This is a genomic window from Tepidimonas sp. HKU77 (assembly GCF_049728535.1).
Lineage (GTDB): Bacteria > Pseudomonadota > Gammaproteobacteria > Burkholderiales > Burkholderiaceae_C > Tepidimonas.
Genome location: NZ_CP187300.1, coordinates 1,296,702 through 1,309,306 on the forward strand (window position 1 = coordinate 1,296,702; position 12,605 = coordinate 1,309,306).

Consider the following 12,605-nt stretch of genomic DNA (forward strand, 5'->3'; position numbering starts at 1 on the left):
GTCAGGCGTGGCGGGTCTTGCGCAGGGTGGCCGTGGGGATGCGCAGCGCCTCGCGGTATTTGGCGACGGTGCGGCGCGCGCACTCGATGCCCTGTTCGCGCAGCAAGTCGGCGATCTGGCCGTCGCTGAGCGGCTGGCGGGGATCTTCGGCGGCGATGAGTTGTTTGATGAGGGCGCGCACGGCGGTGCTGGAGGCGTTGCCGCCGGCGTCCGTGGCCAAGCTGGAGCCAAAAAAATATTTCAGCTCGTAAGTGCCGAAAGGGGTGGCCATGTACTTGGCGTTGGTGACGCGGCTGATGGTCGATTCGTGCAGGCCCAGCTCGTCGGCGATGTCACGCAGCACCAATGGTCGCATGCCGACCTCCCCGTGCAGAAAAAAGTTGCGCTGTCGCTCGACGATGGCGCGCGCCACGCGCAGGATGGTGTCGAAGCGCTGCTGCAGGTTTTTGATGAACCAGCGCGCTTCTTGCAACCGTTGTTGCAGATCGCCACTGCGGTGCTGGCGCAGGGCCTGGGCATAGATATCGGTCACGCGCAGGCGCGGAAGCACCGCGGGGTTGAGTTGGACGTCGAACTGCGTGCCGCGCACGGTGACGATCACATCGGGGACGATCACTTGCCGTTCGGCGTCGGCGAAGCGGCGCCCGGGCTTGGGTTCAAGGCGCGACAGCAGCGCAAGCGCCGCGCGCACGGTTTCCTCGTCCAGCCCGGTTGCCTGGCCCAGCCGCCGCACGTCGCGGCGCGCGATCCACTCCAGCGGCTGCCCGCACAGCGCGTCGGCCGCGCGGGCCGTGGGGGTGTTGGGCAGTTCGCCGATTTGCAAGCGTAGGCACTCGGCCAGGTCGCGCGCGCCCACGCCCGCGGGCTCCATGTGCTGCAGCCAGCCGAGGGCGCGGCGCAGCAGCGAGGCGATCTCGTCGCGCCGCTCGGCATCGACCGACTCGCCGGCGGCCTGGCACTGCTGGCACAAAGCGTCCGTCAGCTGCTCGAGCGAATCGGGCAAATAGCCGTCGTCGTCGAGCGACTCGATCAAAAAAAACAGCGCGGCGCGTTCGTCGTCGCTGAGGTGCAGTGCCAGGGCTTGCCGGTGCAGGTGGTCGGCCAGCCGCTCGGGCGGATGGGCCAGTTGACGGGTGAGCTGCCGCTCGTCGTCGTCGCCGTCTGCGCCGCGCTCGACGCCGGGACCTTCCCAACACCACTCCGCCGGTGACTCGTCGGCAGTGGGCCCATCGTCGGCCGCCCAGCCCCCGGCGTCTTCGTCCAGTCGAGCCCCCCACTCGGTCTGCGCCAGCGCCGCCTCGCCGTCGAAGACGGCCATGGTATCGGGCGGCTCTGCATCGTCGATCTCGGGGGGCGACGTCGCCGTGTCCGTCACCGCCTCGGGGCTGGGGTCGGTGTCTTCTTCCGCACGTTCGAGAAAAGGGTTGTCGGCCAGCGCCTGTTCGATCTCCTGCGCCAGCTCCAGCGTCGACAGCTGCAGCAGCCGGATCGATTGCTGCAGTTGCGGTGTCAGGTTCAGGTGCTGCGCGGTGCGCAGCGTCAGGCCCGCTTTCATGGCACGCTACAGGCGGAAATGCTCGCCGAGGTAGACGCGGCGTACCTCGGCGTCATCCACGATGTCGGCGGGCGTGCCGTGTGCGAGCACCCGACCCTCGCTGATGATGTAGGCGTGGTCGCAGATGCCCAGCGTCTCGCGCACATTGTGGTCGGTGATCAGCACCCCGATGCCGCGTGCCTTAAGAAACCCGATGATGCGCTGGATCTCGATGACGGCGATCGGATCGACACCCGCGAACGGCTCATCGAGCAGGATGAAGCGCGGGTTGGTGGCCAGCGTGCGCGCGATCTCGACGCGGCGCCGCTCGCCGCCCGACAGCGCGGGCGCCGGCGCATCGCGTAGGTGGTCGACGTGCAGCTCTTGCAGCAGGCGATCGAGTCGCTCGCGCAGCACCGGTTCGGCCAGGGGACGGCCGGCTTCGTCGTGTTGCAGCTCCAGCACCGCGCGCACGTTTTGCTCGACCGTGAGTTTGCGAAAGATCGATGCCTCCTGCGGCAGGTAGCCCAACCCCAGGCGCGCGCGCCGGTGGATGGGCAAGTTTTCTGCCGCTTGGTCGTCGATCCACAGCCGCCCGGCATCGGCACGCACCAGGCCGACGATCATGTAAAACGACGTGGTTTTGCCCGCCCCGTTGGGGCCCAGCAATCCCACCACCTCGCCCCCGCGCACCTGCAGCGACACATCGTGCACCACGGTGCGGCGGCCGTAGCGCTTGTGCAGCCCTTGCGCGCGCAGGCAGCGCGCGTTTGGCGCCGATTCGCTCACGGGCGGCGCTCCAGGCGGTCGCTGGGGGCCAGCGCCGGGGGGGGCAGGTCCGGCGCGGGCTGCGTGGCGGCCGGGTCGGCCTTGGACGGGGTGAGCAGCGCCCGCACTCGAGCGCCTGCGCTGGCACCCGCGCGATCGCCATCGACCGAGAAGGTCTGCGCCCGATTGTCATAGACGATGACGGCGCCGCTCGCCCGGTCGGTCAGCACCGTGCCACGGTAGCGGCGCAGCTCGGCCTGGCCGCGCAACGTCACCCGATCGGCCTGCCCATCGTAGTCGATGCGCTCGGCCTCGCCCTCGATGTACTCGTCGAGCCCGTCGCGCTTTTGTCGATAAAACGCACGCTGTGTTGCGTCACCGGTGACGGTGCCGAACTGGTGGCCTTGCGCGTCCTGCCGCACCTCCAGCCGCTGGCCGCGGATGCGGATCGTGCCTTTGGTCACGACCACGCGTCCGGTGAACACGCTGGTCTGCCGGGCTTCGTCGTAGCGCAGGGCGTCGGCTTCGACGTTCATCGGCGCGTCGCGATCGGCACGTTCGGCGTGGGCCAGCACGGGCAGGCCCATGACGGCGGCGGTGAACAAAGCGGCGGTCAACCGCAGGGGTCGAATGGCAGCGGGCACGGATTTTGCTCCTTGCGGTGCGCCGATTGTGCCACGATTGCCCGCGCCCGCCACCCCGGGGGGCCAAGTGGCGTCAGGCCTGTCGCACGCGCGCGATCAGGGCGTCGGCCACCACCAGCGTGCGCGCCGCCTGCCCGGGGACGAGGAAGCGCCCGGCGATCCCCAGCGACGGCGTGGCGTCGACCTCGTAGGCGTCTTGCAGCTGCAGCGCGCGCTTGACCTTGCCGCTGACGCCAAACGACTGATACGTCTGCGTAAAGGTCTGACGATCCAGCCCCTGCTTGGCGGCCCAGGCCGCGACCGCGTCGAGCGAGTTGAAACGCTCGCGCTCCTCGTGCACGGCCTTGAAGGCTTTTTCGTGCAGGTCGCCCAGGCGGCCCATGGCCTCCAGCGTGTAATACAGCCGCTGCATGGGCTCGAACGCCGCGTTGAACCCGACAGGCACGCGCCGCACCACGACTTCCTTGGGCAGCTTGCGCATCCACTCGGTCATCAGCGGCTCGAAGCGGTAACAGTGGATGCAGCTGTAGGCGAAGAATTCGAGCACCTCGACCTGGCCGGGGCCGGTGTCCACCGGTGCCGGTTTGGACAGGCGGCGATAGTCCGTGCCCTCGCGCAGGTTGGCCTGTGCCAACGCGGCGGGCAGGGTAGTGGTGGCGGCTAGGCCGACGAGGCAAGCGTGAAACTGACGGCGGTGCATGGTGAGTGGCCCGTAGGGTGACGAACGAAAGTGACGACCAACGACTCCGATGCGGCGTGGGGTGCGCAGGTTCCCAACGGAGGTCAGCGCTGCACGCGCACGAGCGCCGTTTCGATCTGCTGGCCGCGCAGGCGTTCTTGCATCAGCTCGGCGTCGACCTTGTTGTCGAACGGCCCCAGCCGCACGCGGTACACGCGTTGCCCGGCCTGCTCGCGTTCGCTGACCTTGGCGCTAAACCCCTGCAGCGCCAGCCGCGCGCGTTGGGCTTCGGCCTCTTCGGCCTGGCGAAACGCGCCCACTTGCACGTAGTACTGGAACGGGTCGGCTGCGGCGGGCTGGTTCTCGCTGCCTGGGCTGGCGGGGGCGGTGGGCGTGGCACGCTGGCGGATCAGCTCGGCGATGGGGTCGCCTGCCGGGGCTTTGCCCTCCCCGGCAGGTGCGGGCGCGCTCGCGGCGGTGTCGGGTGCGGCCGCGGGTGCCTCGGCCGCGGGGGCAGCGGCAGGGGGTGCCGTGCGCGACAGCCCGGCGTTCGGGTTCCAATGGCGCAGCCGCTCGGCTTCGGTCTCGGGCTGCATCGGTTTGCGCTGCACCCCGCGATCCACCAGCGGGATAGGCACTTTGGTGACGTACACCGCCACGGCCAGCGCCGCACCGATGCCGACCAGCAGCCCCAGCACGAAGCCAAGTAACGTGCCCCCAGACTGCGGGGCTGCGGCGAGAGAACGAGATCGGATACGGGTCGTCGCCATGGATGGGCACTCCGAAAGACGCACGCCGCTCACATCGAGGTCGGCGCGCTCACGCCGAGCACGCGCAGCCCGCTGCGCAGCACCTGGGCGGTGGCGGCCACCAGCGCCAGCCGCGCCAGCCGCACCGCTTCATCGTCGACCAGGATACGCTCCGCATCGTAATAGCTGTGATAGGCCGACGCCAGCTCACGCAGGTAGAACGTGACGTCGTGCGGCGCGAAATCGGCAGCCGCCGCGCGCAGCACGTCCGGGAAGCGAGCCAGTTGCAGCATCAGCGCCTGCGCGGCCGGGGTATCGAGCGGCGTTAGATCGGCGTCGCGCAGCCGCGCCGGGTCGCCGCCCCATTGCGCCAGCACCGAGCAGATGCGCGCGTGCGCGTACTGCACGTAGTACACGGGGTTGTCGTTGTTTTGCTGGATCGCCAGATCCACATCGAAGGTGTACTCGGTGTCGGGCTTGCGCGACAGCAAAAAGAACCGCACCGCGTCCTTGCTCGTCCACTCGATCAGGTCGCGCAGCGTGACGTAGCTGCCCGCGCGCTTGGAGATCTTGACCTCTTGCCCGCCGCGCACCACGCGCACCATGGTGTGCAGCACGTAGTCGGGGTAGCCCTTCGGGATACCCAACCCCACCGCCTGCAGTCCGGCGCGCACGCGCGCGATGGTGCCGTGGTGGTCCGTGCCCTGGATGTTGATGACCTTGGTAAAGCCGCGTTCCCACTTGGTGATGTGGTAGGCCACGTCCGGCACGAAGTAGGTGTAGGTGCCGTCGGACTTGCGCATCACGCGGTCTTTGTCGTCGCCGTACTCGGTCGTGCGCAGCCACAGCGCGCCGTCTTTTTCGTAGGTTTTGCCGGCGTCGATCAGGCGTTGCACGGTTTGGGCGACGCGCCCCGAGCTGTACAGGCTCGACTCGAGGTAGAACTGGTCGAAGCGCACGTCGAATGCGCGCAGGTCCAAGTCCTGCTCGCGGCGCAAATAAGCCACGGCAAACTGGCGGATGCCGTCCAGGTCTTCGACGTCGCCGCTGGCGGTCACGGTGCGGTCATCGGCTTCGACGGTTTTGCGCGCCAGAAAGTCGTCCGCGATGTCCTGGATGTAGTCACCGTTGTAGGCGGCCTCGGGCCAGCCCGCATCGCCGGGTTTGAGGCCGCGCGCGCGCAGCTGCACCGAGCGCGCCAGTGTCTCGATCTGCACGCCGGCGTCGTTGTAGTAGAACTCGCGGTGCACCTGCCAACCCTGGGTCTCGAACAGGTTGCAGATCGCGTCGCCCAGCGCGGCCTGGCGGCCGTGGCCGACGTGCAGGGGGCCGGTCGGGTTGGCGCTGACGAATTCGACCAGCACGCGCTGCCCGTGGGGCGGCTGGTGGCCGTAGCGGTCGCCCGCCTCGAGCACCTCGCGCACCACGGTCTGCTTGGCGGCCGGGCGCAAGCGCAGGTTGATGAAGCCTGGGCCCGCAATCTCGAGTGCCGCCACCCAGCGCTGAAACGCCGGCTGGGCTTGCAGTCGCTCGACCAGCGTCTGCGCAATCGCGCGCGGGTTTTGGCCCAGGGGTTTGGCCAGTTGCAGCGCGGCCGTGATGGCCAGATCGCCGTGGGCGGCTGCTTTGGGCTGTTCGAAGGCGGCACGGTCGGCGGCGCCGGCGTGCAGCGCCTCCAGCTCGGCGGCCAGCGCGCCGAGCAGCTCGGTCTTGACGGTTTGCATGGGGCCAAATTGTAGGCGGCGGTGCGGGCGGCGGCTGACGCCTCAGCGCCGTGCCCTGCGCTGCGCCGCCAGCACGCACAGCAGGTCGCACGCGACGTGCGCCGCCGCCAGCGCGGTGATGTCGGCATGGTCGTAGGGCGGCGAGACCTCGACCACGTCCATGCCGATCAGGTGCAGCGGCACCAGCCCGCGCACGATGTGCAGCGCCTGCGCGCTGCTCAAGCCGCCCGCGACCGGCGTGCCGGTGCCGGGCGCGTGCGCCGGATCCAGGCAGTCGATGTCGAATGTCAGGTACGCCGGGCGATCCCCGACGATGCGCAGCACCTGCTGCAGCGCCCAGTCGGCACCGCGCGCATGCACCGTGGGCGCATCGAGCACGTGCACGCCCATGAAGTCGTCGTTCCAGGTACGAATGCCGACCTGAACCGAGTGCGCGGGGTCGATCAGGCCCTCGCGCACGGCCTTGTAAAACATCGTGCCGTGGTTGAGCGACTCGGGGCTGTCGTCCGGCCAGGTGTCGCAGTGCGCGTCAAAGTGGATGAGCGCCAGCGGTGCACCGAACCGCTCGGCGTGCGCTTGCAGCAGCGGGTAGGTGATGTAGTGGTCACCGCCAAAGGTGAGCATGCGCGCGCCGCTGGCCAGGATGCGGCGCGCATGGTCGCGGATCGCGCCTGGTATCGTGAGCGGGTTGTGGGGGTCGAGCCAGCAGTCGCCAGCGTCCACCACTGCCAATGTCTCGAAGGGGTCGAACCCCCAGGGAAACGGCTTGAGTTCGGCCAGCTGCACGCTGGCGGCGCGGATGGCGGCGGGCCCCAGGCGTGCGCCAGGCCGATAGGTGGTGGCGATGTCCAGCGGCACGCCGCTGACGACGATGTCCGCGCCCGTCAGGTCGCGCGTGTACGTGCGGCGCAGAAAGCTCAGCACGCCGGCGTAGGTCATCTCGGGCCAGCTGCCGTGCAGCGTGGGGCGGCGCATGGCACCATCGCCAGCGGGCGGGGCCTCGGGGATCGGTTGACTCATGGCGCGATGGTGGCAGGGCCGACCGGTGGTGACGCGTGATGTCGTCAGGTGGGCGACGGCGTCCAGGCGTGTGCGCGCAGGTCGTCCAGTGACACGAAGGCCAGCGCCCGCTCATGGCAGCTCTCCAGGATCACTGGCGGTGCCACGCCGGCGTCCAGCGCCTCTTTCCAGCGCAGCGCGCACAGGCACCAGCGGTCTCCCGGTTTGAGGCCAGGGAAGCGCCACTCGGGCCTCGGCGTGACGAGGTCGTTGCCGCGCTGTAGCGAAAACGCCAGGAACTCCGCGGTCACCTTGGCGCAGATGACGTGCGAGCCGACGTCGTGGGCGGCGGTGTGGCAACAGCCGTCGCGGAAATAGCCGGTCAGCGGGTCGTAGGAGCAGGCGCGCAGCGGCCCTCCCAGCACATTGCGAGCGGTCGGTTCCATGGTCGGTGCGTCGTCGATGAGACAAGCCTGCACTGTAGCGCGGTGGCATCAACCTTGTGTCTCATGGGGCGCGGGCAGTGGCAGCAGCGCCGCGCGCGCCGCGTCACGGATTGCACGGGTGAGCCGCTGCGCGGTGGGGGGCTCGCGCTCCCAGTGCTGCCAGTAAAGCGCCACGTCCACCACCGCGTCGGGGATGACCTCCTCCAGCGGGGGTTTACCCGTGCGTTGGGCCAAGTGCAGTTCGGGCACCATGCCCCAGCCCAGGCCCAGCTCGATGGCGCGCTCGAAGGCGTCCACCGCTGGCGTGAAGTGGCGGGGGTAGCGTGCCTGCCGCAGCCCGAAGTGGCGCTCCAGCCACACGTCCTGCAGCGCGTCTTTGCGGTTGAAGATGACGGCGGGCAGCGCCAGCAGCCGGTGCGGCGTCAACCGCCCTTGCGGCGTGCGGGCGCGCGCGACCACCGCCGGTGCGGCGACACAGCGGTAGCGCATGATGCCCAGCGGTTCGGCGACGCAGCCGCGCATGGGGTCGGCGCGTGTGGTCACGCAGCCGATGACGGTGCCGTTTTTGAGCAGCTCGTGCGTGTGGTCCTGGTCGTCGATGGTCAGATCGAGCAACAGACGCTGGCGCGCCAGTAGATCGGCCACGCCGGGCAGGAACCACGCGGCTGCCGAGTCGGCGTTGATCGCCACCGGCACGCTTTGCCAGCGCTGGTCGTCGCTGCCGCGCAGCCGCTCCAGCAAGTCGGCCTCCATCAGCTGCACCTGCTTGACGTGCGCCAGCAACGCCTGGCCAGCCGGGGTGGCGCGCACTTGTTTGCCGCGCACCACCAACCGCTGGCCCAGCTGCGTCTCCAGCGCGCGCACGCGCAGCGACACCGCCGCCACCGTCAGGGCCAGGGCCTTGGCCGCTGCGGAAAAACTGCCGTGTTCGACCACGGCGGATAGGGCTTGCAGTTGGCGGGCGTCGAGCATCTTTTCCACGCTATGGAGAAAGACACTGGTGTGGCCCGTGGCACAACAGCTGGGGGAAGGCTAACATGAATCAGATGCGAGACGAACTGCGGGGTGAATTCATTTGCCGTAGCGGAGTTGAATCGTCAGCGATGGGCTAGGGCGACCGAGGCGATTTTGCCCTAACCCTTACCCGGGCGACTCGTCGTGCACGGGGCTACCGATCAACGGCAGCCCACTGTGGTCTTTCAGTCCGACGCCCGTGGTCTGCAGCCGCAAAGCCTCCCGCGCCAGCCAAACGAGACGACGCGCTGCGGTGACGACATCTTGGCCGCCGGGGCGTATGTTCGAAATACAGTTGCGCTGCGCATCGGTGCAGCCCACGCGTGGCCGAAGGGTGAGGTAGATTCCAACGCTGTCGGGCGAGCTCAGACCAGGACGTTCACCGATGATCATCGCCACCATCCTCGCGCCCAGCAGTTCACCAACCTCATCGCCTGCCGCAACGCGGGCTTGTCGGACGATGACCAAAGGTGCGATTCGCCAAGTGCGGTCCAGCGCTTGGCGCACGGCCCTCAAGAGCGCGGGCGTGTGCCGTTGTATGCCCAGCGCCGATAACCCATCCCCGATCACGAGCACCAAGTCCGGGGCCTCGGTACTGCGGCGAGCGTCTTGTAAGACTCCCACGCTCGCGTCGTCAAGTCGGCGTCCCCAATCGGGACGCAAAAGGTAGCTTTGGCGATCGGGCGCGCGGGTGTGCACGCACAGCGGCGCGGGCCAGCCGTCTGTGGTGAGCGCAGCCGCCAGTGCCTTGACGTCCAAGGGCAAGTGGATGGCATCCCGAGCTTGAGCATGCGCCAACCCAAATGCCAACACCTGCCGACTGGGTAGGCTGGATCCGCACCTCCCCAATGCGATACGCGCAGGGGTGAAACGCGTGAGCACCTCCCACGGCGTGTCCGTAGCGACGATGCTCGAAGAGAGCTCGGGACGTGATGGGGGGGGTGTCATCGGTCGGGTTGAGGCAAGGTCCACAACGTTTGTGCAAGCGCAGGCGCGACGCGCGCGGGCAAAAGGCGCCCCGTCTCGTCGACGACGCCCATGTTGCGTAGCCATTCGTCGAATTCCGGGGCACGCCGTAGTTGCAGTAAATCTCTCACGGCCAGAGCATCGTGGAACGATGTGCTTTGGTAGTTCAGCATCACGTCATCAGCCCCGGGTACGCCAATAATAAAATGGACCCCAGCGCAAGCCAACAACACGAGCAGGTTGTCCATGTCGTTTTGATCCGCCTCTGCGTGGTTGGTGTAACAGATATCGCAGCCCATAGGGAGGCCGAGTACTTTCCCACAAAAATGATCCTCGAGTCCGGCACGAATGATTTGCTTGCCGTCGAAGAGGTATTCGGGCCCGATGAATCCAACAACTGTGTTGACGAGTAGTGGGTGATAGCGCCGCGCTACTGCATACGCCCGTGCTTCGCACGTTTGCTGATCGACGCCATGATGGGCGTTGGCAGAGAGTGCGCTGCCTTGCCCGGTCTCAAAATACATGACGTTATCTCCCACCGTTCCGCGCCGCAGCGCCAGCGCCATGGAATGCGCCTCGTCGAGCAGAGCCAGATCGATTCCAAAGGAGCGGTTCGTCTGCTCTGTGCCGCCAATCGACTGAAACACCAAGTCCACGGGAGCGCCCATCTGTATTGCTTGCATGGTGTTGGTGACGTGGGTCAATACGCAACTCTGGGTGGGAATGTTGCCACGTTCGATGACTTCTGCCAACATGTGTTGCAACCGTACCAAATCGGCGATGCTGTCCGATACGGGATTGACGCCAATGACGGCGTCGCCGGCGCCAAGCAGCAACCCGTCGATGATGCTGGCCAAAATGCCCGCGGGATCATCGGTCGGATGATTCGGCTGCAGTCGCACTGCCAGGTGTCCGGGTAACCCTAATGTGTTTCGGAAGCGGGTGACGACGGAGCAGCGCTTCGCGACGATCATTAAATCCTGATTGCGCATCAGCTTACTAACTGCGGCAACCATCTCGGGCGTAAGACCAGGCGCAAGCCTTTTTAGCGCTACTGGTGTCGCCGCCTCGCTGAGCAGCCAGTCCCGAAATTCACCAACCGTTTGTGTCGAGACGGGCTCGAACGCTGATTCATCGTGTGTATCGATGATCAGCCGGGTGACCTCATCCGACTCATAGGGGATCAGTGGTTCTTCGAGAAATTGCCGCAGCGGCACCTCAGACAGCACCCAGCGCGCCGCCATACGCTCCTGTTCGCTCGTCGCTGCCACGCCGGCCAGTTGATCTCCAGATCTCGGTGGGCTCGCCTTCGCCATGACCTCGCGCAAGGACGCGAAGCGATAGCGAACACCCGCAAGATCGACCTGGTAGTGCATGACGATCACCGAACCTTTTGGGCGTTGGGTAAAGCGATGTCGCCAATGTCGGTGGCAGCGCTGTCGGTGTCGAGACGTTCGTTGGCCCCGACCAGCATTTCATCATAAGCGGCGTTGAGGCGTTGGTTCTGAGTAAAACGGAAATAAACATATCCAGCCGCCGCCAGTGCAGTAAAAAGCAGTGAAAGGGCCGGGTTGTAATAAATCACTGCGATTAGGCAAATGATTCCGCTGCCGAGGGCGAGCGCTGGGAAAATCGGATAAAATGGTGCCCGAAAGGGTCGATGCAATCCGGGCTCGGTCGAACGCAACTTGAACAGGCTCGCCATAGAAACGATATACATAACCAAGGCGCCCAAAACCGCCATCGTTACGATGTTCGCAGTAAGAGGCTGCCCACCAAACGTGATCCATTCATCGCTGAATACCGCTAAGATGCCCACGACACCCCCACCGATCAAGGCTCGAACGGGTGTGCGAAAACGAGGGTGCACCTTGGCGAAAAACGGCGGCAGAAAACCAGCGCGCGCGAGGGCATATATTTGCCGCGAGTATCCCAGTATGATGCCGTGAAAGGAAGCGATCAATCCGAACAAGCCGATCCAAACCAGCATGTGCAGCCATGCGCTGTTGTCGCCAACCACGATTTTCATGGCTTGCGGCAACGGATCGTTGATGTTTGATAGGGTTTGCCAATCACCAATGCCGCCGGCCATGATCATGACCAGAAAGGCGAGTGCCACCAACGTCAGGATGCCCGCGATATAAGCAATCGGGATGGTCCGTTGGGGGTCGCGAGCCTCCTCGGCTGCCATCGCCGCGCCTTCGATTGCAAGGAAAAACCAAATCGCAAAAGGAATCGCTGCAAATATGCCGCCGACTGTCGCCCAGGTGAATCTATCGCTGCCAGCCCAGCCGTTGGCGACAAAATTGGTGAGCGACCATCCAGGGGCCACGACGCCCGCAAAAACCAGCAGCTCGATGACCGCAAGTAGGGTAACAAATAGCTCAAAGGTGGCGGCGATGCCCACGCCAATGGCATTGAGCGTAATAAAGACGACGTAAGCGGCTACCGCAGCGATTTTGGGGTCAAGCGCGGGAAACTGCACGTTGAGATAGGCGCCGATAGCCAGTGAGATCGCGGGCGGCGCGAATACGAACTCCACCAGAGTGGCAAACCCAGCGATGTAGCCACCAGCGGGGCCAAATGCCCGTCGGGCGTAGGCAAACGGACCACCCGCGTGCGGGATGGCCGTCGATAGCTCGGTAAAACTGAAAATGAAGGTGGTGTACATCAGGGCTACGAAGGCGGTGGCGACCAAGAATCCCAGCGTGCCCGCGGTAGCCCAACCGTAACTCCACCCGAAGTACTCACCCGATATAACCAAGCCAACGGCGATACCCCAAAGTGAAAACACGCCGAGTACGGGTTTGAGCTCGCGCGAGACATGGACAGACGGTGTATGTGGTGATGCCATGACAAACCTCACATTGATAATAAGGGGGCGGGGGCATCTGCTAGTGTCCCCGACGACGTCCGAGACAGATCATGGTCTAGGGAGTCGCGACGACGGTATCCCGTTTGAGCAAAAACACGATGTGGCCGAAAATTTTCCGAAACGGGATAGTGTTGCTAAGGGTTATCCCTTACGCAGGGTCTGTGACCTTGCCCCTGGAAACCGGATCCCTTGCTGAGTGGTTGAATA

The 12,605-nt window shown here is 65.9% G+C and carries 12 protein-coding genes; all 12 read right to left on the minus strand.

Features of this window, described 5'->3' with window-relative positions; genetic code table 11:
* Position 1: 1 nt before the first annotated feature.
* Positions 2–1,555: an RNA polymerase factor sigma-54 gene (rpoN, locus tag ACPP3B_RS06215; protein WP_424860061.1), complete on the minus strand. Its 1,554-nt coding sequence runs from the start codon at positions 1,553–1,555 to the stop codon at positions 2–4.
* Between the two features lie 6 nt (positions 1,556–1,561).
* Positions 1,562–2,323, minus strand: coding sequence for an LPS export ABC transporter ATP-binding protein (gene lptB / locus ACPP3B_RS06220; protein WP_424860062.1), 762 nt, complete (start codon positions 2,321–2,323; stop codon positions 1,562–1,564).
* On the minus strand, positions 2,320–2,946 hold the full coding sequence (lptA, locus tag ACPP3B_RS06225) for a lipopolysaccharide transport periplasmic protein LptA (protein ID WP_424860063.1): 627 nt from the start codon (positions 2,944–2,946) through the stop codon (positions 2,320–2,322). Before lptA ends, lptB begins: the two co-directional genes overlap by 4 nt.
* A 73-nt stretch (positions 2,947–3,019) precedes the next feature.
* Complete coding sequence (locus ACPP3B_RS06230) at positions 3,020–3,646, minus strand: thiol:disulfide interchange protein DsbA/DsbL (protein ID WP_424860064.1); 627 nt, start codon at positions 3,644–3,646, stop codon at positions 3,020–3,022.
* Between the two features lie 83 nt (positions 3,647–3,729).
* A complete protein-coding gene (locus ACPP3B_RS06235) occupies positions 3,730–4,395 on the minus strand; it encodes an SPOR domain-containing protein (RefSeq protein ID WP_299020102.1) in 666 nt (221 codons plus the stop codon).
* Positions 4,396–4,424: 29 nt separating this feature from the next.
* Entirely contained in the window at positions 4,425–6,098 is a 1,674-nt protein-coding gene (argS, locus tag ACPP3B_RS06240; RefSeq protein WP_424860065.1) for an arginine--tRNA ligase, read from the minus strand.
* Between the two features lie 42 nt (positions 6,099–6,140).
* Positions 6,141–7,118 carry an agmatinase gene (gene speB / locus ACPP3B_RS06245; protein ID WP_424860066.1) on the minus strand — a complete coding sequence of 326 codons (978 nt, stop codon included), beginning with the start codon at positions 7,116–7,118 and terminating at the stop codon, positions 6,141–6,143.
* A 44-nt stretch (positions 7,119–7,162) separates the two neighbouring features.
* Complete coding sequence (locus ACPP3B_RS06250; RefSeq protein WP_299020109.1) at positions 7,163–7,543, minus strand: DUF2237 family protein; 381 nt, start codon at positions 7,541–7,543, stop codon at positions 7,163–7,165.
* A 48-nt stretch (positions 7,544–7,591) separates the two neighbouring features.
* A complete protein-coding gene (argP, locus tag ACPP3B_RS06255) occupies positions 7,592–8,515 on the minus strand; it encodes an HTH-type transcriptional regulator ArgP (RefSeq protein ID WP_424860067.1) in 924 nt (307 codons plus the stop codon).
* Between the two features lie 168 nt (positions 8,516–8,683).
* The gene (gene eutC, locus ACPP3B_RS06260) at positions 8,684–9,505 is read right to left on the minus strand and encodes an ethanolamine ammonia-lyase subunit EutC (RefSeq protein ID WP_424860068.1); all 822 of its coding nucleotides are present in this window, start codon (positions 9,503–9,505) and stop codon (positions 8,684–8,686) included.
* A complete protein-coding gene (locus tag ACPP3B_RS06265; protein ID WP_424860069.1) occupies positions 9,502–10,899 on the minus strand; it encodes an ethanolamine ammonia-lyase subunit EutB in 1,398 nt (465 codons plus the stop codon). Before ACPP3B_RS06265 ends, eutC begins: the two co-directional genes overlap by 4 nt.
* Before the next feature lie 5 nt (positions 10,900–10,904).
* Positions 10,905–12,377, minus strand: coding sequence for an ethanolamine permease (eat, locus tag ACPP3B_RS06270; protein WP_424860070.1), 1,473 nt, complete (start codon positions 12,375–12,377; stop codon positions 10,905–10,907).
* Between the last annotated feature and the right edge of the window lie 228 nt (positions 12,378–12,605).